The 25,242-nt window shown below is 58.8% G+C and carries 20 protein-coding genes and 1 pseudogene; 14 read left to right on the top strand and 7 right to left on the bottom strand.

The window, feature by feature from the left end:
* Positions 1–66: 66 nt before the first annotated feature.
* The gene (locus tag ACZRKZ_RS05870; RefSeq protein ID WP_463981011.1) at positions 67–684 is read left to right on the top strand and encodes a dTMP kinase; all 618 of its coding nucleotides are present in this window, start codon (positions 67–69) and stop codon (positions 682–684) included.
* A gap of 254 nt (positions 685–938) precedes the next feature.
* Here the strand turns inward: ACZRKZ_RS05870 and ACZRKZ_RS05875 are convergent.
* From ACZRKZ_RS05875 to ACZRKZ_RS05885, 3 genes and pseudogenes are all read right to left on the bottom strand, one after another.
* Positions 939–1,088: pseudogene (locus ACZRKZ_RS05875) on the bottom strand (TRAP transporter large permease subunit); the annotation flags it as partial.
* 42 nt (positions 1,089–1,130) lie between these two features.
* Positions 1,131–2,222, bottom strand: coding sequence for a bifunctional transcriptional activator/DNA repair enzyme AdaA (locus ACZRKZ_RS05880; protein ID WP_463981012.1), 1,092 nt, complete (start codon positions 2,220–2,222; stop codon positions 1,131–1,133).
* 98 nt (positions 2,223–2,320) lie between these two features.
* On the bottom strand, positions 2,321–3,139 hold the full coding sequence (locus ACZRKZ_RS05885) for an isocitrate lyase/PEP mutase family protein (RefSeq protein ID WP_463981013.1): 819 nt from the start codon (positions 3,137–3,139) through the stop codon (positions 2,321–2,323).
* Positions 3,140–3,418: 279 nt separating this feature from the next.
* Between ACZRKZ_RS05885 and ACZRKZ_RS05890 the strand changes: the two genes are divergently transcribed.
* The 3 genes from ACZRKZ_RS05890 (at position 3,419) to ACZRKZ_RS05900 (ending at position 6,211) form a co-directional block, all read left to right on the top strand.
* On the top strand, positions 3,419–3,604 hold the full coding sequence (locus ACZRKZ_RS05890; RefSeq protein ID WP_463981014.1) for a hypothetical protein: 186 nt from the start codon (positions 3,419–3,421) through the stop codon (positions 3,602–3,604).
* 217 nt (positions 3,605–3,821) lie between these two features.
* Positions 3,822–5,198: a hemolysin family protein gene (locus ACZRKZ_RS05895; protein WP_463981015.1), complete on the top strand. Its 1,377-nt coding sequence runs from the start codon at positions 3,822–3,824 to the stop codon at positions 5,196–5,198.
* On the top strand, positions 5,195–6,211 hold the full coding sequence (locus ACZRKZ_RS05900) for a CNNM domain-containing protein (protein ID WP_463970086.1): 1,017 nt from the start codon (positions 5,195–5,197) through the stop codon (positions 6,209–6,211). The genes ACZRKZ_RS05895 and ACZRKZ_RS05900 overlap by 4 nt, the downstream gene beginning before the upstream one ends.
* A 137-nt stretch (positions 6,212–6,348) precedes the next feature.
* Here ACZRKZ_RS05900 and ACZRKZ_RS05905 read toward each other — a convergent pair whose 3' ends face one another.
* From ACZRKZ_RS05905 to gspG, 4 genes are all read right to left on the bottom strand, one after another.
* Positions 6,349–7,251, bottom strand: a complete 903-nt coding sequence (locus tag ACZRKZ_RS05905) for a universal stress protein (RefSeq protein ID WP_463981016.1) — start codon at positions 7,249–7,251, stop codon at positions 6,349–6,351.
* 129 nt (positions 7,252–7,380) lie between these two features.
* Positions 7,381–7,668 carry a hypothetical protein gene (locus ACZRKZ_RS05910; RefSeq protein WP_463981017.1) on the bottom strand — a complete coding sequence of 96 codons (288 nt, stop codon included), beginning with the start codon at positions 7,666–7,668 and terminating at the stop codon, positions 7,381–7,383.
* A 25-nt stretch (positions 7,669–7,693) separates the two neighbouring features.
* Complete coding sequence (locus ACZRKZ_RS05915) at positions 7,694–8,881, bottom strand: type II secretion system F family protein (protein WP_463981018.1); 1,188 nt, start codon at positions 8,879–8,881, stop codon at positions 7,694–7,696.
* A 14-nt stretch (positions 8,882–8,895) separates the two neighbouring features.
* A complete protein-coding gene (gene gspG / locus ACZRKZ_RS05920; RefSeq protein WP_057436533.1) occupies positions 8,896–9,330 on the bottom strand; it encodes a type II secretion system major pseudopilin GspG in 435 nt (144 codons plus the stop codon).
* Positions 9,331–9,527: 197 nt separating this feature from the next.
* Here gspG and ACZRKZ_RS05925 point away from each other — a divergent pair, with 197 nt between their 5' ends.
* From ACZRKZ_RS05925 to ACZRKZ_RS05970, 10 genes are all read left to right on the top strand, one after another.
* On the top strand, positions 9,528–10,136 hold the full coding sequence (locus ACZRKZ_RS05925) for a lytic transglycosylase domain-containing protein (RefSeq protein WP_463981019.1): 609 nt from the start codon (positions 9,528–9,530) through the stop codon (positions 10,134–10,136).
* A 205-nt stretch (positions 10,137–10,341) separates the two neighbouring features.
* Entirely contained in the window at positions 10,342–16,131 is a 5,790-nt protein-coding gene (gene mnxG / locus ACZRKZ_RS05930) for a manganese-oxidizing multicopper oxidase MnxG (RefSeq protein WP_463981020.1), read from the top strand.
* 31 nt (positions 16,132–16,162) lie between these two features.
* A complete protein-coding gene (locus tag ACZRKZ_RS05935) occupies positions 16,163–18,115 on the top strand; it encodes a YncE family protein (protein WP_463981021.1) in 1,953 nt (650 codons plus the stop codon).
* Between the two features lie 13 nt (positions 18,116–18,128).
* Entirely contained in the window at positions 18,129–18,782 is a 654-nt protein-coding gene (locus ACZRKZ_RS05940) for an SCO family protein (RefSeq protein WP_463981022.1), read from the top strand.
* A complete protein-coding gene (locus ACZRKZ_RS05945) occupies positions 18,779–19,396 on the top strand; it encodes an SCO family protein (protein WP_463981023.1) in 618 nt (205 codons plus the stop codon). The genes ACZRKZ_RS05940 and ACZRKZ_RS05945 overlap by 4 nt, the downstream gene beginning before the upstream one ends.
* Before the next feature lie 9 nt (positions 19,397–19,405).
* Entirely contained in the window at positions 19,406–20,947 is a 1,542-nt protein-coding gene (locus ACZRKZ_RS05950) for a cytochrome c/ABC transporter substrate-binding protein (protein ID WP_463981024.1), read from the top strand.
* Between the two features lie 15 nt (positions 20,948–20,962).
* Positions 20,963–21,913, top strand: coding sequence for a peptidylprolyl isomerase (locus tag ACZRKZ_RS05955; RefSeq protein ID WP_463981025.1), 951 nt, complete (start codon positions 20,963–20,965; stop codon positions 21,911–21,913).
* A 222-nt stretch (positions 21,914–22,135) separates the two neighbouring features.
* Positions 22,136–22,666, top strand: a complete 531-nt coding sequence (locus ACZRKZ_RS05960; protein ID WP_463981026.1) for a response regulator — start codon at positions 22,136–22,138, stop codon at positions 22,664–22,666.
* An 84-nt stretch (positions 22,667–22,750) separates the two neighbouring features.
* Positions 22,751–24,457 (top strand): GspE/PulE family protein, encoded by a 1,707-nt coding sequence (locus tag ACZRKZ_RS05965; protein ID WP_463981027.1) that lies wholly within the window; start codon positions 22,751–22,753, stop codon positions 24,455–24,457.
* Positions 24,438–25,241 (top strand): hypothetical protein, encoded by an 804-nt coding sequence (locus tag ACZRKZ_RS05970; RefSeq protein ID WP_463981028.1) that lies wholly within the window; start codon positions 24,438–24,440, stop codon positions 25,239–25,241. The genes ACZRKZ_RS05965 and ACZRKZ_RS05970 overlap by 20 nt, the downstream gene beginning before the upstream one ends.
* Position 25,242 lies beyond the last annotated feature (1 nt).

Genomic DNA, 25,242 nt, shown 5'->3' on the forward strand with positions numbered 1-25,242 from the left:
ACTTTGCATCCAATGCAGCAGCGATCCCACGTGCTGAGCTGACAATCATCAATCGGTATTTGAAGAATGAATCGTCCGCTGTTTATTTCTCTAGATGGGCCCAAGGGAACCGGCAAAACCACACTGTTGGAGGCCGTTACGAAAGTACTGAGGGCAGACAACAAAAAGGTGATCCGACTTTGCGAGAAAAAAAGCGATCCCTATAGGGGTGAAACAATGGCCCTCGTTAACAAGCTCGTCAGAAATCCCAGCCGGGATTTGGAGTTGGGGGTTTGTGAGCGCTTTGCTGATAGCCGTACCTGGATTTCCCAGCACGTGCTGGCCAAGCAGCCACCTGGCAGCATCATCTTGATCGATCGCTGGTACCCGTCTGATGCCGCGTTTCGCCGGATAATCCCGTTTGCAGAGATTCTACAGCTAAATATTGATCGAAACGTGCGAGTGCCAGACCTGCATGTCGGGGTTGTCACCGCCCCTGATATTTCATGGGCGAGGGCAGCGGCACGACAGCGTGGGCTGAGCAGTACTGTGATCCATAAGCTGGAAGAACATGTTGCTTGTACCCAGGCGTTCGAGCGAGCGATTGCAGATCACGGCTGGTTTTTATGCCGTAATGAAGGAACGATTGAAAACGCAACGATGCAGGTGATTTCTGAGATCTATAGAGTCCTTCGATGCCCGTAGGCGAAGTTCGCTGCGCCGGCCTTGATGCGGTTGAGATAGCCGTAGATATAGATCGTTAGCAGGATCGAAGGGGTGATTTGGGGTGGGTCTTACCACTGCAGAACGCGTGTCGAAAACTTCAACTATGCTCAGGATTCTAGCCACGGAAGGGTGGATGCAGCAATGTTCAAGGTCTTCAGTTGCTACGTTCCTCTCTACGCTTCAGTCATCCTTTCCGGGTGCTCCACTGCCCCATCGCTAGATGATTCGCTGAAAAGAGACCGTGCGCTGATCAATGACAAAGGTGTCTCGCGAAACGTCAGATCCTTGTAGACGAACAAGGCTATGAACGCCGAATACACGGCGGCAACGGCAGCGGCTTCCGTCGGCGTGAACATCCCGGTGTAAATGCCACCCAGGAAGACGCTCTTAGGAGCCGTTGTGTCTGCGTACATTCTGATTAGCAGCTAATTCAACAGGAATTCGTTCTGTTGAGTCATCTGCAAAACAGTTTTCTCCAAACGCAGTAAAAACTCTTTCCGGGGCTGTCCTCCGCCATATCCGGCGAGTGCACCATTTGTCGCTATGACACGATGACAGGGGACGACAATGGACAAGCGATTGTGTCCATTTGCATTCCCTACTGCTTGGCTTGCACCTGGCTTCCCGATGCCCCTAGCGATGGCACCGTAGGTTGAAATGGTTCCATAGTCGATTTTTAGAAGCTCTGCCCACACAACTCTGTCAAAAGAAGTGCCTGGCATATGGAGCTGTACTGAAAACCTTTTTAGCTTTCCATCAAAGTAAAGTTTTAGTTGCACTTCGATCTGCTTGATGTGGGGATGCTCTCCAGGCGCAATTGAATACCCATGACGCCCGCGCAGTTCATTTAATTCAGCGGTTAGGGCCGGGCGGTCAAGAAATTCGAGGAGTACCAAACCTCGCTCCTCTGCCATGGCAATCATTGGGCCCAGCGGTGTGGTCAGATGGCGATAAAGCAGGAGCGACGTTTCAGCTGCCTTACCAGGGGGAATTTGAAATGTTTTTTTGAAAGCATCTCTAAAGCCACTCAATGACTCGTATCCTAGGTCAAATGCCGTGTTATCCAGCGTTTCGCCCGAAGAAATGCGGCCTAGGGCGACACCGAGTCTTCTAGAACGCATCCATGCATGAAAAGTCATGCCAAAATTTTGTTTGAACCACCTGCGTAATCGTAACGGATCGATACCACGCGTAGTTAGGTCAGCATCACTCCAGCGAGCTTCAGGTGATGCAGATACAGAGGCTAGCAGCCCCTTGACCCAATCTGGAGCGGAAGCTGCGAGATCCAATGGCTTGCATCGTAAGCAAGGCCGATAACCTGCTGCCATCGCTTCGTCGGCCTGCGAAAAAAACTCTACATTTTCAGGCTTTGGCTTACGTGCACCACACGTAGGGCGGCAAAAAATACCTGTAGTTTTGACAGCAGTAAAAAAAACGCCCTCATAGGCAGTGTCGCTGCATAGCATTGCACTTACCATCTCGCTCCTGGGCGGAAGAGCATTGTTGTAAGATCTCATAGACCGTAGCCTCATCCTAGATTGGGCGTGAAAATCGCTTTCTATATGCGGGAAACAGCGGCAATTTCCAGACGAATCACAGATTAATACGTGAATGATTACGCTTGGCTTAGTTGTCTTGTTGCCATGAGTCTATTCAGACTGCTGTAGGTATATGCGTCCAATGGGTGCTCAAAAAGCTTTCCCGTTCGCAAAAAGCTCTTGGCGATTGCGTTGCTCGCGCCATATAAGAACTCAGCAATGCTGGAACCTGCGCTTAGCCGTTTGACTCCTAGACTCGTCAATTCGTCTATGTCTGGTTGGCCGTTCCAAGAAAGCAGGTTTACGGGTAATCGCGTTGCCTTGCACAGCGTGGCAATGTCGTTTTCCTCAACCATTCCGGCTGCAAAAATGCCGTCTGCACCTGCTTGCTCGAACAGCGATGCACGGGAGAGGGGCTCTGCCAATTGTCGCGCTGGTTCTACCAAACATCTCAGATAAACGTCAGTTCGTACGTTCACGAACAGGTCGATTCCAAGCTTGCTTGCTACCTTCTTTGCCACTTCGATTTTTCGCAAAATCAGATCGGTGCTGCCTGCTCCGTCCTCAATGTTGATTCCAACGGCTCCCGCCCTAACTACGCAGTCAATAACTTTAGCAACCGACTCAAGGTCGTCGGAATAGCCCCCTTCGACATCGACCGTGAGGGGAACTGCAAGCACTCGAACCATTGAGTCAACTGTAGTAGTCAGCAATTTTAGGGGAAGGTGATTGCCATCTTGGTATCCATGCGCCCAAGCAACGGCGGCGCTGCTGGTCGCGACTGCCTTACTCCCTACGCTCTCGACAATACGTGCGCTGCCAGCATCGCTCACGTTGGCGAGTACCAACAAATTATCCTGGTGAAGGTTGCGGAAAACCGTACTTAGTGGCGTCATTCAGTGGTACCCGGTGAGAGAAGACAGGTACAGATCGCGCTATCGTAAGCTGACTACATCGACGTCTCCACCGAGAAATCGACAGTGATTTAATAGCTAGCGAATATAATTTTTGCGGGCTAGGGAGGTGAATACCTACCCAAAAGTCTGCTAAACGACGTTGCCTTACACATCCAGTCATCGCTGGGATCGGGTAGGTGACTTCCCCGGACGCTTACGGGGACCTCAGGTATTGCCAAAGATAAATGCCCGCATTTCCCGCAGTATGGAACGGTAGCCATGACCGTGGATTCCTCACCCTGGATGTATGGGGCAATGCGGGATTTGGCTGCTTACTATACCGGGCGCGTGGCGGCGCTTTTCGACGGGCAGGGCAACGGCGCCGCATATAGTTTCAATGCGCTGAAGCCCGACTTCGAGTGGCGGGTCACAGTTCAATTACATGACGATGTTTGCGTGATATGAATGCGATTGTGCTGGTGGCAGCCAGCTGCGCTTTTCCATTTCCTAGGCCATAGGTCGATTGGAGTCGGCATTCACAAACGGAAAAGGTTCTCTAGCTAGACGACACGGAGCAAACGCCCGTATGCTCTCGATTCCTTATCTGCATGGACTCCTTCGTGGACCCCAGCCCCGCAACACACAGCCGCTGTCCAGATTCTGAATTTGGTCGTGCCGCCAAATGATCGAAACTATCCTTACCCTCACTCTTGGCATCCTGGTCATCCTGGCGATCATCGCAGTGAATGGCTATTTTGTTGCGCAAGAATTTGCCTACATGGCGGTTGACCGTACCAGGCTCTCAGCATTGGCTGCTGCCGGTGATACGTCGGCAAAGCGCGCATTAGCCGTCACGAACCGCACAAGCTTTATGCTGTCGGGTGCCCAGCTTGGCATTACCGTCACAGGCTTACTTGTTGGTTATGTCGCGGAGCCCTTGGTAGGTGAGTCTTTAGGTGTTCTGCTCGCAGGAACCGGTATTCCGGTTGAAGCTAGGGTGGCCGTCGGTACAGGTCTAGCCCTAGTTGCGGCTACGATTATCCAAATGATCGTGGGTGAGCTTTATCCGAAAAATCTTGCCATTGCGAACCCTGAGCCCCTGTCGCTTGGGCTTGCCCGCTCCACGCTCTTTTATATGTCGGCCTTCGGCTGGCTAATCAGTTTCTTCGACAAATCTGCCAACCTTCTCCTGAAATTACTGCGTATCGAGCCGATTCATGATCTCGACGTGAGCGCCTCGGCTACCGATCTGCCGCACATAATCGCTGACTCGCGCGACAGTGGCGACCTACCACGTGAGCTTTCACTCATGATGGATCGCATCCTCGACTTCCCGCAACGCAATGTCGAGCACGCTATGGTGCCCAGATCACAAGTTGACTGGGTTGAGCCAGATACGACGCTCGAAGAGCTGCGAGGGCTGATGGCGCGTGCCCACACCCGATACCCGGTGATTGATGACGATGATGCCCCTGTGGGCGTTGTACATCTCGCCGACGTGCTTGCACGTCTCTCCACGGGAAGCAGTAATGAGACCGTTGCATCGCTGATGAGACCTGCCAAGGTGCTGCCGACGCTGATGCTGCTGCCAGATGCTCTTGATCAGTTGGTTCAAACAACCGATCAGTTAGCTTGTGTTATCGACGAGTATGGTGGTTTCGCTGGGGTGCTCACGATTGAAGATCTCGCCATGGAAATCGTCGGTGACATTACCGATGAGCATGATGCCGAAGTCGGCGATGCCATCGTGTCTGAAGGGGAAAACATCTGGACAATGGAAGGCGACGTTCACCTCGACGAGGTCAGGCGCATTATTGGTCACGACCTGCCGCGCGTTGATGTTGAGACGGTGGCAGGTATGCTGATCGCTGAGCTTGGCGCACTGCCTGGAGAAGGCGACACAGTCACCGTTGATCTACCTATCGATGCTGCCGAACTGGTCTCCGACGAGCCGGTGAGATATCGACTCGAAGTTGATGTCCTGCGTATTGAACGACATGTTCCGACTGAAGTTCGCGTACGGCTGGTCAAAGTGTCTATGGCGGAGGAAGGCCAATGAATGATCCGCTGATAGTCACGATAGCAACAGTCGCGCTCATCGCGCTGAGTGGCTTGTTTGTTGTCATCGAGTTCGCGTTGCTCGGCGCTCGCCGGCACCGCCTTGAAGAGCTGGCCGTCAACAGTCCGTCTGCTCGTGCTGCGCTGCGCGGCATGAATGATTTGACGTTGATGCTTGCCGGTGCTCAGTTGGGTATCACGCTGTGTACTTTTGCCCTAGGTGCGGTGACGAAACCTGCGGTCGACTTATGGCTTGGCCCAGTGTTCATCGCGTGGGGCTTGCCTGAGTGGGCTGCTGGTGGCGCAGCTTTCGGCTTCGCGCTTTTCCTGGTGACATTCTTACACCTGGTTGTTGGTGAGATGGCGCCCAAGTCCTGGGCCATTGCACACCCGGAAAGATCCGCTCTGGCAATTGGCATCGTCTCGCGCATCTATACCTGGCCGCTACGTCCGCTGTTGCGCTGGGTGAATCGAATCGCCAACCGTCTCGTAAAAGCCTCAGGTGTTGAGCCAGTTGAAAGCGCCGCAGTTGGTGGTCAGGATATTGAGACCATAAGGCAACTCGTTGAGCATTCGGCGAAGGTCGGCACGCTACAGCCGCAGATGCAGCAGCAGATTTCAGGCCTGATCGACCTGGGCACGCTACCCGTCGAAGCTCTGCTAATCGAACGGGAGGCGCTGGTTCACGTTACGCGGGATGCGACGGTGGCGGATGTCCGTACTGCGGCCATCCAGTCTGGGCACCTGCGCATTCTCGTGCTGGGAACCGAGGGCATACAACCCTCGGTGGTTCACGTACGCGACACCTTGCTTGAGCCAGAGACTCGGTTTGCGCATGAGCTTGCACGAGAAGCTTTTGTGCTTGACGCGAAAACCCCCGTCTATGAAGCGCTTGCGCGCATGCGTAAATCGAGCACTCAGCTTGCTTTAGTCGTGAGCGCGGATCGCTTGCTGGGCGTTGTAACACTGGCCGACATCCTCAAACGAGTACTCCCTGCGGCCTCTAATGCCTAGCGTCCGCACATATAGATGCTGAGAGTTTCCCCGTAGCTATTTGGCAGTTACACCTTGCTTGGGAAAGACAGTTTTCAGCTGAGGTCAAAACCACATCAGCACCAACAGCCGGCAGCGATAGTGGCGGTTTTTTTTCTTCAGTGATCCGCATCTCCCTTGATGGCCAAAACGCTGCAAGGCACCTGATACAGAACATGCTCCGTGGTACTGCCAACCAGCTTGTCCACCCCTTTGTGATGGGTATTTCCCATTACGAAGACATCCGCTCGAGTATGAGTGGCAAAGTCGGCCATCGCTTTGGTTGGCGGTCCTGCAATGAAGTGTTGTCGCTCAGGTGGCACGCCGTGGCGTCCAGCCAAGGCAATGAAGCACTTTTCGAGTGACCGGCGCACGTCGTTGCTGAAGCCTGGCATCGTCACGGCGCCAGCACCTGCATCAGAGAAATGTGTGTGTGTCAGTTCATAGGCATACAGCATGTGCAATTCAGCATCACATTGCGTCGCCAATTCGTTCGCCGCCTGAATGACGCTGTCGTTGATTCCGCTGATCTGACCCTCTGGATGCGATGGGTCAACCGCTGCCACAATCACCCGAGGAAGCGGACACCTGACTTTGCTGACCAGATGTATGGGGGTCGGACATTTGCGCAACAACTGCCAATCCAAAGGCGTGACGAATACGCGTTTGAGCGCTGATTCATGATGTACGTCCTTGATAATCAGGTCCGGCTGCATTTCAGCCACATGCCCAAGGATCTCTTGCAGCGGGTCACGGGTCAATGCAACTTCGGTGGTCACATTGATGCCCTTCCTGCGCATGAGTTCGGCCTCATCCTTCAACCACTGCAGGTTCTCCTGCCGGCAACTCTCACGAAGTTGTTCACTGTTGCTCATTAACCGCATAAGGTCGAAGTCTTCGATAAACACCGCGATATGCAGCGCTGCTCCTGTAGCATCGGCCAGTGCGATTGCCCGCTCCATCGCCGGCGAGTGACGCATGGTTGGACCTGCGATCAGAAAGAGTCGTTGATACTGCCTCATGTGACACCTCCAAACGTTTTGGGTTATTCGCTAGCGCCCCCAGCACTTTCGCTTGTCCCACCATTGGCGATCTTTTATCGCCTCAACTACCTGGATCGACACTATCAATATACGCCTGCATCACCGGCATTAAGATGCTGATCTTCGCCAACCAGCAGCCAGACCTCGAAAAGAACCCTTTGCTGCAAAGTTGCAGGCCAAGATTGCTTCATCGATATCCAGATCTCGGCTTTTGGCATAGGAGTAGAAAGCCTGGATTGCCCACAGGTGCGACGCAGCCGTGTTGAAAGCGCGTTGCCTGAGCTTGAGTTGAACGTAGATGAACGGGACGAGCATGGGCAACGGCGCGGCATCACCAGCCTGCACGAGCAGCGGTACACGCTGACCTGAAGAGAAACGGCACTGAATCAGTTTCATCGGCAGCCACTGCGATTGCCAGGTATCAATGAATGCTTGAGGCCAGTTCGAATATCGGGATGTACATCAGGATTACGATGACCCCGATCAACAGGCCGATGAAGGTCATCAGCAGCGGTTCGAACAGCCGTACAAACCACTCGATCCAGCGGCTGATTTCTTCGTCGTAGAAGTCGGCGCTGCGCTCCATCATTTGCCCGAGGTTGCCGGACTGCTCGCCAGCGCGCAGCAGCCGCAGGGAGACGGGCGTCACCAGATGATTGCGCTCCAGCGCGACCGACAACGATTGTCCCTCGCGCACCCGTTCACAGGCCTGGTCCAGGCGTGTCCGCGAAGCGACGGTGAGCAGGCCCCGAACCATCCCCATGGCTGTGACGAGAGGGATGCCACCTTGCAGCAGAATCCCCAGGGAGCGATAGAAGCGCGCCAGTTCATACATAAAGATCCGTTGATGCACCGCCGGGAGTTTTTCGATTACCCGATCCACGCTCCGGCGAAAGGCAGGTTGACGCTGCAAGGCGGCAAGGGCGGTGACGGTCGCCGCCAATGCGCCGAAAAACTCAACCTGATGCGCGTGCAGAAACATGCCGCTGCTCATCAGGATCTGTGATAACCATGGCAGGTTCGAGCCGAGGCCTTCGAACACCAGGCTGAAGCGCGGCACCACATAGCCCATCAAGAACAGCACCACGCCACTGCCGACAATCAGCAACAGCATTGGGTAGATCGAGGCGCTGACGATTTTCTGCCGCACTTCGTCCATGCGCTGGCGATAGCTGACGTAGCGACCCAAGGCCTCGCCCACGCCGCCGGTCTTTTCACTCGATTGCACCAGCGCCACGTACAGCGGCGCAAACACCTCCGACAACTGGCCCAATGCTTGGGAGAACGACTTGCCCTCATACAGCAGGCGCACCAGTTCGCTTAGGGTTTTGCGGGCCTGGGGCGCGGTTTCTTTTTCCGCCAGGCTTTCCAGCGCATCGATCAACGGCAATCCGGCGTTGAGCAAGGTGGTCAGTTCCTGGCTGAACAACACCAGGTTGAATGTCTCGCGCTGTCGCAGGCGCAACACTCTCCAGTGCCTTTCTGCCTGCAGGCTGATCACGCGCAGGCCCTGGTCTTCGACGATGCGTCGGGCTTCGCTGTGGCCGGGGGCCTCGACCGTCATCGAGACCACGCTGGCCTTGCCGACTGCTTTGAGATGAAAGCGCATTAGGGTCGCTCCGCTCATTGCCAGTTGGTGACTTCAGCGTTTTCGCCGTCGCCACCGGGTTGCCCGTCTTTGCCCATCGACAGCAGGTCGTACTCGCTGTTTTCCCCGGGATAGCGGTAGGCGTAGTTGCGGCCCCAGGGATCCTGGGGCAACTTCTTCTGCAAATAGGGGCCGGTCCAGCGGGTTTCGTCGCTTGGTGCGGTGACCAGCGCCTGTAATCCCTGCTCGGTAGACGGGTAGTGGCCGACCTCCAGTCGATACAGATCCAGCGCCTTGCCCAGGCCTTCGATCTGCGCCTTGGCGACCTTCACTTCCGAGCGGCCCAACTGGGCGAAATACTTCGGCGCGACGATGCCGGCCAACAACCCCAGCACCACCAACACCACCAACAGTTCGAGCAAGGTGAACCCGCTTTGAGTGCGCGGGGCGGAACACGGACGCTGATTCATGATGACCTCATCCAGTCGACAGCAGGGTCGCTATGAGGGCTTATGCAATTGCCGCGCCCAAGCTCGAAGAACCCGATGCACCCCTTGTAATACAGCCCTTTGCGCCGACGGCACAGTGCTTGCGTATGGCTGTTTGACTACCGGCCATTGGGGCATAAGCCCCGTTTTTTGGGGGCCGGGCAGGGGAGGTACGAAACATGAAAGCACTCACCGCAGGACTGCTCGGCACGCTGCTGCTGACCGGCGTCGCCCAGGCCGATGTCTTCGTTTCCATGGATGCCAAGGGCAGTTATGTTCTGTCCAATGTCCACCGCCCCGGACGGCACTATGAACGGGTGATTCACGAGCCCGAATCCGTCCAGATGAGCATGGATCAGCAACCCCAGATGATTGCCCGCCAGCCTTATGCTGAGCTGGTTTCGGCGGCCGCCACGGCCAACCAGTTGCCGGAGGCGCTGCTGCACGCGTTGATTCAGACCGAGTCCCACTACAACGCTGACGCAACGTCGGCCAAGGGTGCCGGTGGGCTGATGCAACTGATGCCCGACACCGCCCGGGAGCTGGGGGTGACCGACGTCTACGACCCCAAGGCCAATATCCAGGGCGGCGCCCGCTATCTGAAGCGCCTGATGACCTTGTTCGATAACGATATCAGCCTCGCCGTAGCGGCCTATAACGCCGGCCCGCAAGCGGTGCTCAGCCGTGGTGGAGTGATCCCGCCGTTCGCCGAAACCCAACGTTATGTGCCCAGCGTTTTGCGCCAATACCGACGTTTGCAAGGCCTGGCCATCGATGCGCCGCTGTGAACCACCGTCGCGGGGCAGGTTGGCCCAAATGTGGGGGAACCCAGGGCGCACGGAATGTGGGGAATGGGTGGGGGACTTCCCCCGGTTTATCAAATAGAACGTTCTAACATACTGATAAAACAACAAATTATTTATGGCATGCGGATTGCTCCACAGGATTTATCGAGAATTGTTCTTGTGAATACCTACAGCGAGGCCAGTAATCATGACCGGCATACTTCACTTCCCGTCCTTGTTTCAGTTGTCGCTGTTGGTGGTATCGATGCTGGGCATTGAGTTGGCCGAAGCGGCCGTACGTTGTGAGCGCAACCTTGTGGCCAACGTCGTGGCACTCGATCAGCCCCTGATGTTCAACCGCCTCGGTGCGCAGAACGCCAACGGCATGATGTTCGCTCTGCGTCGCGATGTGGTCGACGATCATGAGCGGTCACTGGCCCAGGGAGGTTCGGCGGTGCCTGGCAACGTATCGCTGCGCCCCGACAAGCGTCCGCGGCCCTTGGTGTTGCGCGTTGCCGCAGGTGAATGCCTGACGGTGAACCTGCAAAACCTGCTGGCCTACTCGGCCAATCCCGCCAGCCACGAAAGCGGCGGAGTGGGTGAGATTGAGGGCTCAGTAGAGATCGGTAACGCCGGCAACTTCAAGGTCGATGAGCAAGTCTCCGACCGCTATGTCGGCTTCCAGGTCAACGGTATGCAGGCAGTCAACAGCATCGACGACATTGCGTCCTACAGCGGGCGCAACGCCAACACCCTGGTCGCGCCCGGCGCCACGAGTTCCTACACGTTGTACGCCGAGCGCGAAGGCGCATTTGCCGCCAGCAGCCGCGGCGCGACTTTCGGCGGTGAGGGCGACGCAGGCAACGTGGCCAATGGTCTGTTCGGCGAAGTGGTGGTGGTGCCAAAAGGCGGGCGCAGCTATCGCAATACCGTGACTGAAGAAGAGATGCGCCTGGCCAGCAGCGGTCGCACTCCGGCCGGTCAACCGATTGTCGACTACCAGACGCGCTATCCGCAGCGCGAGCCGTGGATACGCGAAGGCAAAGCTGGCACGCCGATCATCAGCATGGTCGACGGCAATGAAATCATTTCCAGCGAGAGCGATGCGATTGTGATGGGCAGCAATGCTGACGGCAGCTTTCCGCCGTCGACCTATCCGCTGGAAGCCATCGGCAAACGCAACCCCGCCATACCGAACAGGCTGGAACCGTTCCGCGATTTCGCCTCGCAGTTCCAGGATGAAACTGCCGCCACTCAAGCGTTCCCGGCCTACTGGGCCGACCCGGTGATGGCCCACGTGCTGGAGCCGACCCGCGATTCGTTCATGATCAACTATGGCTCCGGCGGCATGGGCGCCGAGGTGGTCGCCAACCGCTTGGGCGTGGGCCCAATGCACGATTGCCTGTCCTGCGCCTATGAAGAGTTCTTCCTCAGCTCCCACGTCGTCGGCGATGTGGCGATGCTAGTGGATGTACCGGCCAACGTAGGCCTGGAAAATATTCGCCCCGGTGAAACGCCGCGCGCCGATCAGGTCGGGGTCAAGGCGACCATGGCGTTGTATCCGTCCGAGCCGTCCAACGTCAATCACAGCTACATCGGCGACTTCGTTAAATTCCGCAATACCCATAACGGCCATGAACAGCACATTTTCCACTTGCACGGGCACCAGTGGTTGTTCAACCCCAACGACGATAACTCCGACTACGTGGACGCCCAAGGCATTGGCCCGGGCGCTGGCTACACCTACGAAATCGCCAACGGTGGCTCGGGCAACCGCAACCGCGTGGCAGGCGATGCCATTTATCACTGCCACTTCTACCCGCACTTTGCCCAGGGCATGTGGAGCATGTGGCGGATCCACGATGTGTTCGAGGAAGGCACCAAACTCGAGGTTTCCCAGCAGGGCGCCGATGGCTTCCACCGCGAGCCGTATGCCTTGCGCAATGGTAAACCGGCTGCGGGCGCACGTGCCCTGCCGGATGGCGAGATCATCGCCGGGACGCCGATTCCAGCGGTCGTGCCATTACCGGGCAAAGCCATGGCACCGATGCCAGGCAAGGTCGCAGTGGTGCCGAAAATTGGCGCAACCCTTGTGGCCGGGGATGATGAGGAGCATCACAGCGGTACCCAAGCCATCGGCTCCCTGGCGCTGGTGGATCGCAGCGAAGCCAACCGCAATCCTGACGGCAGCCTGAAAAACCCGGGTTATCCGTTCTGGATCGGCGGCATGGAAAGTTCAGTCGGCCAGCGTCCGACAACGCCACCGCTGGACATGCTTGACGCCGCTAAAGCCCAAGCCCTGAAAGGCAGCGGCAAGGCGCTGTGGGCCAATCTCGATCCGGCTCAGTCCGGTGGCTGGGATGGCGGTTTGGGACGCCATACCCTGGACGGTTTCTCTTCCGGTGGTACGGCGCACACCATCACCACGTCGCTGGATTTCTCCAAGGAAGTAACCCGGGCCAAACCGATTTACATGCCGGAGGAGGGCACCGAGGTCGAACAGGCGGCGATGGCGTTCCACGCCAAAAAAGACCACCCAAGCTTCGCTGTGCTACCCGGTAATCAAGTGGTGGCGCGTAACTTCCGTACCAACGGTGCACTGCCGATCGCGGGGGCGCCGTACTACGAACCATGCATGGACGATCGGCAAAAACGCCTGACCGCCAGCGCCGGCACAGGTGAGTTCAACAGCGGCGAGCGGGTCGACGGCATATCCGTCACGGGTTTCTCGACCTTTACCGCAGACCGTCCGCGCATCTACAAAGCCGCCAATATCCAGTTCGACGCAGTGTACAACAAGGTCGGCTATCACTTCCCTCAAGCGCGCATCCTTGCCCTGTGGGAGGACGCCTGGCCGGTGATCACCAAGCAACGCCCGCCAGAGCCTCTGGTTATGCGCATGAATACATTTGACTGCGTGCAATACCAGCAAACCAACCTGATTCCGGCCACCTATGAAATGGACGACTATCAGGTGCGCACGCCCACTGACGTAATCGGCCAGCACATTCACCTGCCGAAATGGGACCTGACTGCTGCCGATGGTTCGGCCAACGGTTGGAACTACGAAGACGGCGTGCTTTCCCCCGGTGCCGTGCAAGAACGTGTCCACGCGATTCGCGAGTTCAACCAGTGCGAAGGCACAGACCCGCGTGATGGCACGCCGGCTTGCCCGAAAGCCAAGGCACACCCGTTCTTCGGTCAATATGGCCGCTCTGACTGGATGGGCGCCCGCACGGCGATGCAGCGCTGGTTTGTGGACCCGGTCGTGAACACCAAAGGCGTCGACCGTGGGTTGGGGACCATTTTCACTCACGATCACTTAGGCCCATCGACTCACCAGCAAATTGGTCTGTACGCCACGGTGCTGGCGGAACCGGCTGGTTCGACCTGGTTCCACGCCGAAACCGGCGAGCCGTTGTATAGCGGCGCGCGGCAGGACGGCGGGCCGACGTCGTGGCAAGCGGTGGTGTCCACCGGTGACCTGGACGGTGACGGCAAGAACGACAGCTTCCGTGAGTTCTTCCTTGAGTACAGCGACTTCCAGCATGCCTATGAAGCCGGTGTATATGTCGGCGCTGGCCCGAATGGAGTCCCTGACCCACAAGCCTTCCCGGCCACAGCAGACAGCTTCCGCTACGCGATCAACCCTCCAGTGCGCAAGGAAGCCGAGGCCCTGCTTGAACAAGTGGTCGAAGTGCGTGGCGGATTGACGCCCGGCTGTCCAAGCCGGCCGTGCCCGCAAGCCATCTCGGTGGATGACCCTGGCATGTTCGTGGTCAATTACCGCAACGAACCGCTTGCCCTGCGGGTGTACGACCCAAACAAGGTAGGCCCGGACGGTAAGCGTGGCATGCAGGCTGATGGTCTCGGTGGCGATCTGGCGTATGCCATGCAAAGCCGCACCGATCGTGCGATTCCGGCGATGAACATGGCGCCGAACCTGGTTACAGCCGCGAGAGGTCCTACCGGCGGTACGACGCTGTTCCCGCCACACATCAATCGGGGCGGGTCTGAACCGGGTGACCCGTTCACCCCGATGCTGCGTACCTACACGGGTGACAACGTGCGGCTGCGGGTGCATGCCGGTGGCCACGAGGAAGAGCACAATGTGACCCTGCACGGCGTGAAGTGGCTGCAAAGCGGTTCCGGCTTCGGCAACAGCTCCAACTCCGGCTGGCGTTCGTCGCAGATGATCGGGATCTCCGAGCAGATGGGCTTTCTTGCGCCGGTCTCGATGCTCTCCAGTTCGGCTGCAGCCACGGGTGACTACCTGTACTCGATGGACGCTTCACTGGAAGGCTACTGGAGCGGAATCTGGGGGGTGATGCGCAACTACACCGCCCAGCGCAACGACCTGTTTGCGCTGCCGAACAACCCGAAACCGGCCGGCATGCGCAACACTGTGGCGTTCGTCGGCACCTGCCCAAGGATCGGCGCCAACCCCAATGGCATCGGCACCCGGCCGACCCCTCAGCGTAACTACGAAGTGGTCGCGGCACTGGCCAACGACATTCTCGGCAACCCGCTGAACCTGTCCATGGCCGATCCGGCAGGGCTGGGGCAACACGTCGGCGGGCCTTTGAATCCGGCAGGCGGCACCCTGGTGTACAACTCACGGGCTGTGAGTATTGCGCAAGTCACGGTGAACGACCCCGAGGACGGGACGACCTTCACCATCGGCGGGCAGAGCGGGCCGCTGCATGACCCGACAGCGATCCTCTATGTGCGCAAGGCCGACCTCGATCCGATCACCGGCAAGCTCAAGCCCGGCGTGCCTGTGGAACCGCTGGTACTGCGGGCAGCGGCTGGTGACTGTATCAACATCACCCTGGAGAACCGGTTGCCCCTGGTGATGCCGGACCTGACCCAGACAGCCTCGGTAATGGGCATGGTCAAGCGTGACCGCAACGGTGGCGAAGGCTCGACCACCTTCAGCAATAACCTGATGCGGCCGTCCAGCCATGTCGGCCTGCATGCCCAACTGCTGACGTACGACATCACCAAATCCGACGGGACCAACGTTGGCACCAACCCGATCCAGACGGTGCCACCGCGTGTCGGTAGCACCGGGGCTTACCCGACCCGGTCCTATCAGTACTACGCCGGACACCTGGAGCGCGAAGGCAAACCGATCTCGCAACTGGGCCGCAGCGTCGACAACATCAACGCCACGGCGGTGGAGTTCGGCGGGTTGAATTTCACGCCGGCGGATGTCATCAAGCAGCCGCAAAAAGGCCTGGGCGGGGCGATGAGCATCCTGCCGATCGGCGCCACCTGGGTTGACGACAAACGCAAAGTGTCAGCGACGGTTACCGCCCCGGGGCAAACCACCTACCGTGACTTTGCGATGGTCTGGCAGAAGGCGCTGAACATGCGCTGGGCCAATGGTCGCCCAGTGGAAGGGATTGCCTCGGAGGCCGGTGTACCGACCGACCCGCAGGACAACTCGAGCATGGCAATCAACTATAAAACCGAACCGATGTGGTACCGCTTCGGCCTGCCACCGGATGCGCCGTTCGGCCACGCCGATGGCCATGGTTACGGCGACGTGCCAAACGCACACATGGCCTACAGCAATGCCTTGGTTGGCGGCGATCCACAGACACCGGTGTTGTATGTAAAACCGGGGCAACCGTTCCGCACTCATATCCTGATGCCCACCGGTGGCAGCCGTGGGTCGACCTTCCAGCTCGATGGCCACGTCTGGTCTGTCAACCCGTTCCAGTCGGAGAAAAGCGATCCCGGTGGTTACCCAATGAGCTCGCCGGGAGTGGGCTCGGTGCGGTTCGGCTACAACCCGATGTCGATGTACATCGGCGCTCACGAAAGCATTCTGCCAGCGGCACATTTCAGCTTCATGCACCCAAGCGCCGGGGGCAGCAATGCGATACCGGGCGATTACCTGTTCCGTGACTATGCCGCCTACGGCAACACCGCAGGGCTCTGGGGTTTACTGCGGGTGACCAACGAACCTGAACCGGCTCCGGCACCTTGAGCCACGGCAGACACTGGAAGGGGGAAGCATCATGAACAAGAGCACCAATGTGGCCGGGTGTGTGCTGGTTGTCGGCATGGCACTGGTCTGGCTGGGCATCTGGCGCACGGCGCCGTCCACGCTGCCCGCTGAGGTTGCGCTGGCGAATGCCCGCAGCGGCCAGACGCTGGCGCGTGACGGTGTGTGGGTGGACTTCAAGGTTCAGCCGCTGGCCGAGGACGGTGTGCTGCGCGAAGGCAGTTTCGCGGACGTGCAGTTCCGGGTCCGCGACAGCCACTCGGGCCAGCCGCTGTCGGGGGTGAATCCCGGCGCCTGGCTGGACCCGGAAACTGTCGCTGCTGACCAGGCCCAGGGCCGTGAGAAGAGCTGCAAGTCCCGGGTCGGGGTGTTCCTCAAGTCGAGTATCGGGGCGCGGCCCATGCTCGATATGAACAGCTATTTCCTGCTGGTGATGAACCGTGATGCCAGCGTCTCGGTGGTCGACCCTTCGGTGTCTGTCGGCGGGATCACCAGCACAATGGCACGGGTCGATCTCAAGCAGCCCGCTGTGGATTGGGTCACCACCCGGGACAACAAACGAGTGTTCCTCTCGATGCCGACCGCAGGGGAAGTGGCGGTGCTCGACAGTGAACAATTCAAACTGATTGATTCGGTCACCGCCGGCAGCCAGCCGACGCGGTTAGCGCTGCAACCGGATGAGCGTTTGCTGTGGATCGGCAACAATGCAAACACATCGCAGGAGTCCGGCGTCACGGTGATAGATAGCCATAGCCTCAAAATTCTCAAGCACCTCGCAACAGGCAACGGCCACCACGAAATCGCTTTCAGCAAGGACAGCCGTTACGCCTTCGTCACCAACCGTGACGACGGCACCCTGAGCATCATCGACATCGCCAGCCTGACCATCAGCCGGCAACTCAAGACCGGCACGCACCCTTTGTCAGTGGCTTATTCGGCGCTGTCCGAGGCGGTGTATGTCGCCGACGGCAACGACGGCACTGTGACCGTGATCGATACCGCCAGCCTGGCGGTACGGCGGGTGATCAAGATGAGCCGGGGGCTTGGCCCGATGGGTTTCAGTGCGGATGGGCGTTTCGGCATGGTGCTTAACACCCTGGAGAACCGTGCCGAGGTGATCGACGCCGCTACCGATTCACTGATTCATGTCATCGATGTTTCCGCCGAGCCCTACCAAGTGGTGTTCACCAAGGCTTACGCCTACGTGCGCGGCCTGGCCTCCGCCAAGGTGACGATGATCAACCTGGCGTCTCTTGGCGAAGGTCGCACGCCGATCAGCCAGGGTTTCGAGGCAGGGCCTCAGGCGCCTCGGCTAGCCGGTGATTTGCCGTTGGCCTCCAGCATGGCGGTGTCGCGGGACGACAACGCGGTGTTCGTGGTCAACCCGGCGGACAATACCACCTACTTCTACGCCGAAGGCATGAACGCGCCTATGTCCGGTTACCCCAATCGCGGGCAAATGGCCCGGGCGGCAATGGTCATCGACCGCAGTCTGCGCGAAGTCGAACCGGGGTTGTACAGCACACGGATCAAACTGCCAGCTGCCGGGCGTTTCGACGTGGCATTCCTGCTCAATCAACCGAACATTATTCATTGCTTCACCGCCCAGGTGGAACCGGACAAAACCCTCAATCAGGCGTCCGGCGCACCCAAGGTGGAATTCATGCTCGACCACTCCACGGCGGTGCTCGGCAGTCCTTATGTCGTGCGCTTTCGCATCGTCCAGGGCACTCCAAAAGCGCCACGCAGCGGGGTCAAAGACGTACACGTGCGCTACTTCCGCGCACCGACTTCAAGGGCGCAAGAGGTGGCGGCACTGGACGTCGGCGACGGCATTTACGAAGTGCCGGTGACCCTCGCCCAGAGTGGTGCGTGGTACCTGCATGTGCGCGCCGCATCCCTGGGCGCGAGTTTCGATGACAAGACCTTTGCCAGCGTTCGGGTATTGCCCGGCGAGACTTTTTGAAGAGGAAATCCACATGAAACGATTTGCACACCGTGCCCTGCTGACGATTGGCCTGTTGGCCACTGGCATCGGCCAGGCCCTCGCACACTCGGCGGATGAACATGCAGGGCACAGCACGCCACCGGCCAATACTCAGGAAAGTGCTGAGGTGAAATTCGCCGACGTGGAGCTGCTGGACCAGAACGGCAAACCGGTGCGGCTGGAAAAGGACCTGGTGACCAACAAAATCGTGGTCATGAGTTTCATCTACACCCATTGCACTACGGTGTGCCCGGTAGTGTCCTCGATCATGGGCAAGGTGCAAAAACAACTCGGCGCCCGGGCCGGGAACGAGGTGCAACTGGTGTCAATCAGCATTGACCCCCAGCGCGATGACCCCCAACGCCTGAATGACTATGCCCGCGGTTTCCAGGAGGGTCCGGGCTGGAGCTGGCTCACCGGCTCCACGCAATCGGTGAGCGAAACCCTCAAAGGCCTGGGCACCTTCAGCGGCGACTTCAAAAACCATGCGCCGCTGATCATGGTCGGTGACGGAAACAGTCGCCACTGGACCCGTTACTACGGTTTCACCGACCCGACGGTGCTGACCCGTGAAGTGGAGCATCTCAGCAGCCAACGCAATATCCACGTCAAACACTCGGCGATCGCCATGGAGAATCAGCCATGAAACGGTTCGACTGGATCACCCTGACGCTCAGCTTTTGCCTGTCGAGTTCGATGACGTTGGCCCACGAGGGGCATTCGTCCACTCCCCTGGCTCCTGCCGTACAACCTGCCGGCGGTACTTACGATGGGCAAACCTGGTTCACCGACACGCCGTTGCAGGACCAGAACGGCAATACCCTGCGGTTCTACAGCGACGTGCTGCAAAACCGGGTGGTACTGCTGAATGTGATATTTACCAGTTGCAACGATGCGTGCCCGCTGATCACCCGCAAGCTCAAGGAGGTCCGCGAGGTATTGGGCGATAAGGCCGATGGCATTACCTTTATTTCCCTGACCAGTGATCCGCTTCGGGACACTCCGGCAGTACTCAAGGCCTATACCTTGAAGCAAGGGGTCGATGGTCCCCACTGGTATTTTCTCACCGGCGACAAGGCACAAATGGACTTGGTGTTGGGCCGTATCGGTCAGATCGTACCGACCCCCGAGCAACATTCCACGCAACTGATCGTCGGTGACGTGGCCAACAAACGCTGGAGCAAGATTCGCCCCGATGCCCCGGCCGCTGCCATTGCCCAGCGTTTGCAATTGCTGACAATGCCCGTGGTCGGTCGCTGAGTCCGGGTCATGAAAATTGCCTTCCTGGTCCTCCTCGCCAGCATCAGCCTGAGCGCCAGCGCGCTGCCACTGACTCCCAGCGAAAGTGCCGGCAAACGGTTGTACCGTGAAGGTTTATCGGTCAGCGGCGAGCCTGTCATGGCGCGGGTTGGTGCGGCGGACATAGTCCTCCCCGCCAGCAGCCTGCCGTGCGCCAACTGCCATGGTGCCGATGGCCAGGGGCGAGTGGAGGGTGGAGTACGCCCGCCAGACCTGAGCTGGTCGCGGCTCAGCAACGTTTACGGTCAGCGGCAGATTAATGGCCGCGATTACCCGGCCTACACTGACGGCGGCCTGGCCCGTGCGGTCCAGGAAGGACGCGACCCCGGCAACAATCGGCTGGACCCGGCTATGCCTCGATTCGTGCTGTCGATGAATGATCAACGCAATCTCGGCGCCTACCTCAAGCGTCTCGCCGATGACCGCGATCCGGGCCTGGGCAGCGACAGTCTGCACCTAGGCACGTTGTTGCCGAGTCACGGACCATTGAGCGAGGAGGGTGCGACGGTGGCGGCGATACTCCAGGGCAGCGTGGCACATATCAACGAGGCGGGAGGGATTCACGGCCGGTTTTTGCGCCTGACAATCCTCGACCCAGGCCCGGATCGCATCAGTGCTGTGCAGGCCCTTGACCGATTGATTGAACAGGAACAAGTGTTCGCCCTGATCGCGCCACTGGCACCGGCACTGGATGCGGAATTAGCCGTGCGTCTGGAGCGCGCCGGGGTTCCATTGATCGGGACACTGTCGCGGCTGGGCGCCACCCCGAGCAGTCGGCAGATATTTGAACCGTTGCCAGGTTTGCGCGAGCAACTGATCGCCTTGGCCGACTATGCCACTGACAGCTTACAGGTGCTTCAGGGGCCGACGCTGATCGCCTACACCGATGACCCCGATCAGCAATCGGCAGCGCAAAGCCTCGGTCAATATTTACAGGATCACGCATGGCAAGACGTGCGGTTACACGCCTATAACTCGGCCCAGAGCGCATTGCCACCGGATTCGCGCTTGGTGTTTTACCTGGGCAGCAGTGACGGTTTCAGCGGCATGGCCGAGCGCTTACAGGGGGCGGGGCAGCTACCGTACTTGTTCGCTGCGTCGAATCAGGTGGCGGGGGATTTGTGGCGGCTGCCCCGCGAGTTTTCGCGGCGAGTGTTCCTCGCGTATCCGTTCATACCCAGCGACTGGACGCAGGCAGGGCGCATGGCGCTTACCAGACTGCGCGAACATCAAGGCTTGGGCGGCGAACATGCGGTGCTGCAGGTCAGCGCGTTTAGCTCGATGCTGCTGTTCAGTGAAAGCATGAAGCAGGTTGGGCGCGACGCCAGCCGCGAGAAGCTGATCAGCGCCCTCGAAGGCCTGCACGACTTCGACACCGGGCTGACCCCGCCAATCAGCTTTGGCCCTGGCCGGCGTCTGGGCCTGAGCGGCGCGCATATCGTCACGGTGGACTTGCCAGACCAGCGCTTTTACCTGGTGGCCCCCTACAAACCCATTACCGCCACACCCTGACCGGAGGCCTCGACCATGACGCTCAAGATTCCACTCCTGCTGCTGATGCTTTGGGTGCCCGTGGCCTTCAGCAATAACGGACCGGCTGTCGCACGGGTCAACGGCGAGGAGATTTCCGAATTCCGTCTGGAGCGTTATTTCGTCGAATACCTGCAAGACCAGGGTCGGGCTGTGGGCAGCATTCGCAATCCCAAGGCTTATAAGCAACTGCGCCAGGCTGCCCTGGACGCTTTGATCAATAAGGAGTTGCTCTGGCAGGAGGCGCTCAAGCGCGGGGTGCTGATCAGCGACGCCACGGTGCAACGCCAGGTCGAGCAGACCCGCCAGGCCATGGGTGGTAGCGAAGTGTTTGCCCGCCGGCTGCTCGATGGAGGTTTCGATGAGGCGAGCTTCACCGAGTACACCCGCCGCGAACTGGCCGCGCAACAAGTCTTCGCCGACCTGACGCAAGTGGCTGAGCCGGACGAAAAACAGGTCAGGGCATTCTTTGAAATGCATCGCGCCGAGATGGGCATGCCCGAGCAAGTCCAGGCACGGCACATCCTGATCAAAGTCCCTCAAAACGCCGATGCCGCCACAATTGAAAGTGGGCGACTACGCTTAGAGGATATGCGCGTACAAATCGCCCATGGCGCAGACTTCGCCAGCGTCGCCCGTACCGGCTCCGAGGATGATTCGGCCAGTGCAGGCGGAGCTTTGGGCTACTTTGCGCGCGGACGCATGATGCCTGAGTTCGAAGCGGCGGCGTTTGCTTTGAAACCTGGGCAAGTCAGTCAGCCGGTACGCACACCGGTCGGTTGGCATTTGATCTACGTACAGAACCATCAGGCGGCGGTCGATGTCACAGAACTAGAGGGGCTTGAAGCCGTTCGGGCATACCTTACCCGGCAGCAAAAGGCGCAGGCTCGTCGAGATGTTCTGGTGCAATTGCGATCCCGTAATCGCATCGAGCAGAATGATGAATAAACCTTCCCCCCCAACAGTGGGGAAAAGCTTCAACGCCAATCCGAACGCTTCCCCGTCTTTGGGGGGAGGAGGATTGGGGCAAGATAGCATTGTCATAAAATTCAATGACATGAAACGATAAAAATACCGTTGCTCGGCCTGGCATGAAGTGTGCGTTAGTCCTCGTAAGGCACGCACTCTGCCAGGTTCGGTACTCGGACTTGCGCGCTCAAGGAGTCGACCTTGTTAAACAAAGTACTGGTTGTCGAAGACGAACAGCTTCTTGCTGAAAACCTCAAGGTTTACCTTCAGGCGCAAGCGCTGGAAGTCCGGATAGCTCACGACGGTGCCAGGGCAATCGGCGAAGCCGAACGTTTTGCACCCGATGTGATGGTGTTCGATTACCGCTTGCCGGATATGGAAGGGTTTGAGGTGCTCGATGCCGTCCGCCAGAACAGGAAGTGTCATTTTGTGCTGATTACCGGGCACCAAACCGCTGAAGTCTGTGAGCGGGCCCGGCAACTGGGCGTCAGCCATATCCTGTTCAAACCGTTTCCATTGGCGGAATTGGCCCGTGCAGTCTGTGACCTTCTAGGGATGGTGCGCGAAGCCAAAGTTGGCGCGAGCACCTCCGAAGGCTACGTCGAACGACGCCAGAACAGGATCGAGAGTTTCCCGCTGCAGTTGTACGACGGTAGTTGGGTGCTGGCGGATCGCCGACGAACATCGGCCTCCAGTGCACCGGACGACGGACAATTGCTCACCGGGGAGTAGTGGCGCGACACGACGTTCCGGCTCCCACCGTGATGGCTTGCCGCGCCGACAGGGCGTTAAGCCCCGGGCGTTGGAGAGCAAGCCATGGAACGTTTATCCCTTGCCGCCGTACCGGCACCGTTGGACTGTGTACCCTCACGCTTTTCCAGTGAACAGTTGGTTCAGGCACGATTGCTGGCCGCGAGCTCCGGCGAACGAGTGCTGGACGCCCTAGGGGTGTTGTGCGAGCTGGCCCCCATGGCCTTTATTCAGTGCCTCGGTGCAACCCTGCATTATCCGGTGCTGGACACCGATGCCCTGTTTGATTCTCCCCCCGTGTTCGACCGGGTCACCCTGGCCCAATGCCTCAAACGCGAGTTCATCCTGCTGCGCCATGACGACGCGGTCATCGGCGTGTTCGCCGACCCCTTCGACGCTGCGCGCCTGGCCTGGATCGACGATTGCCTGCATGGCGCGCCGCTGTACCTGGTACACGTCGATGACCTCAAAGCCTACCTTGCCCGTCATGAGGAAAGCTTCCACGCGGTGGAGTCGCTCAACCCCCAGGCCGCCGCGAATGTACAGGTCGACAACCTGCAAAGCCTGTCCCTGACCAGCATCAGCGAAGACGCCAGCGTCGTCGTCAAGCTGGTCAACTCCACCCTCTACGATGCGCTGAAGATGCATGCCAGCGACATCCATTTGGGCACCACCGGCAACGGCCTGGTCATCAAGTACCGCATTGATGGGGTATTGAATAATATCAGCAAGATCCAGGGCAGCGAGTTCGCCGAACAGGTGATTTCTCGGGTCAAGGTCATCGCCGAACTGGACATTGGCGAAAAACGCGTGCCTCAGGACGGACGCTTCAAAATCGGAATCAGCGGCCGGCAGATCGACTTTCGAGTGTCGATCATGCCGAGTATTTTCGGTGAAGACGCGGTGCTGCGGGTGCTGGACAAACAGGACCTGGCGGACAAGGTCAGCGGCGTGCAATTGCAGGCCCTGGGCTTTGAGGATGAAACCTTGCGCCAACTGCGTCGCCTGGCTGCCGAACCCTACGGCATGGTGCTGGTGACCGGCCCGACCGGCAGCGGCAAGACCACCACACTCTACGCGATGATCACCGAGATCAATCACGGCGTGGACAAGATCATCACCATCGAAGACCCGGTGGAGTACCAACTGCCAGGCGTGCTGCAAATTCCGGTCAACGAGAAAAAAGGCCTGACCTTCGCCCGTGGGTTGCGCTCGATCCTGCGCCACGACCCGGACAAGATCATGGTCGGTGAAATACGCGACCCCGACACCGCCCAGATCGCCGTGCAATCGGCGCTTACCGGACACCTGGTGTTCACCACGATTCACGCTAACAACGTGTTCGACGTGATCGGCCGCTTCACCCAAATGGAAATTGACCCGTACAGCCTGGTCTCGGCACTCAACGCAGTGCTGGCACAGCGTTTGATACGCCTGGTCTGTGCCAGTTGCAGTGCGCCAAGCCATCCGACTGACGAAGAACTACAAGCCTCCGGGCTCGACCCACAGAACGTGGGTCACTACCACTTCGTCCACGGCAAGGGTTGCGGCCATTGCCGTGGCACCGGTTACCGCGGGCGTACGGCGATTGCCGAACTGCTGCACTTGGACGATGAACTGCGGCAAATGATCGTCGAACGCCAACCCATTTCGAAAATCAAGGCCCTGGCCTGTAGCCGTGGCTTGCGCTTGTTGCGCGAGTCGGCGCTGGTGCTGGTGCAAACGGGGCGGACCACGCTCGAGGAGATCAATCGTGTCACTTTTGTCTCGTGATCGTTATGTCGCCGTGCTCGGCGCCGGTGGTGTCGGGCTCGGCCAGCGCCATGGCAGTGAAACTCGCTGGCTGGGCAGCGTCGGTTTTATCGACGAGGGTTTTCACGCCTGGGCGGTTGCACTGGAAACCCTCGATTGCTTGCTCGGTGAGCATGCCCGTGCTGGCTCAGAATTGAGCGTGGTGATCTCCGGGCACTTCAGTCGGTTTTGCCTGGTGCCATGGAGCGACCAGATCAGCAGCCCCGACGAATTGCAGGGCTTCGCTCAACTGTGCTTCGAAGACCTTTATGGCGTACCCGCCCAACCCTGGAAGCTGGTGCTGTCGGCGGAGCCCGCCGGTTACGACCGGATTGCTGCCGCCTTGCCGCAAGACTTGCTGGACCGTCTGCGCACGCTGGTCAGCGGTCGCAGGTTGCGCTTGCGTTCGGTGCAGCCGTACCTGATGGCGGCGTTCAACCACTTCGATAAAACGTTCCACTCCGGGGACTTTCTGTTCGTGCTCGCCGAACCGGTACGCAGTGTGTTGCTGCTGGCCCGGGAAGGACACTGGACGTCGGTGGGCTCGGTGGGCACTAGTGACAGCGATGCGGCACTCACTGCGCTGATTGGCCGGGAGAGCCAGTTGCAGGCATCTACCAGCGAACGGCCGTTGAGTGTCTACCTGCATGCCCCTGCACGCATTGACTCGCCGCCCGAGGTGCCCGGGGTGCAGCTGAGAACCCTCGAACAAGACCGGACCTGCGTACGCGATGCTTTGTACGTTATGTCCCGGGCGGTGGCCTGAC

The sequence above is a fragment of the Pseudomonas sp. c313 genome, assembly GCF_055407145.1.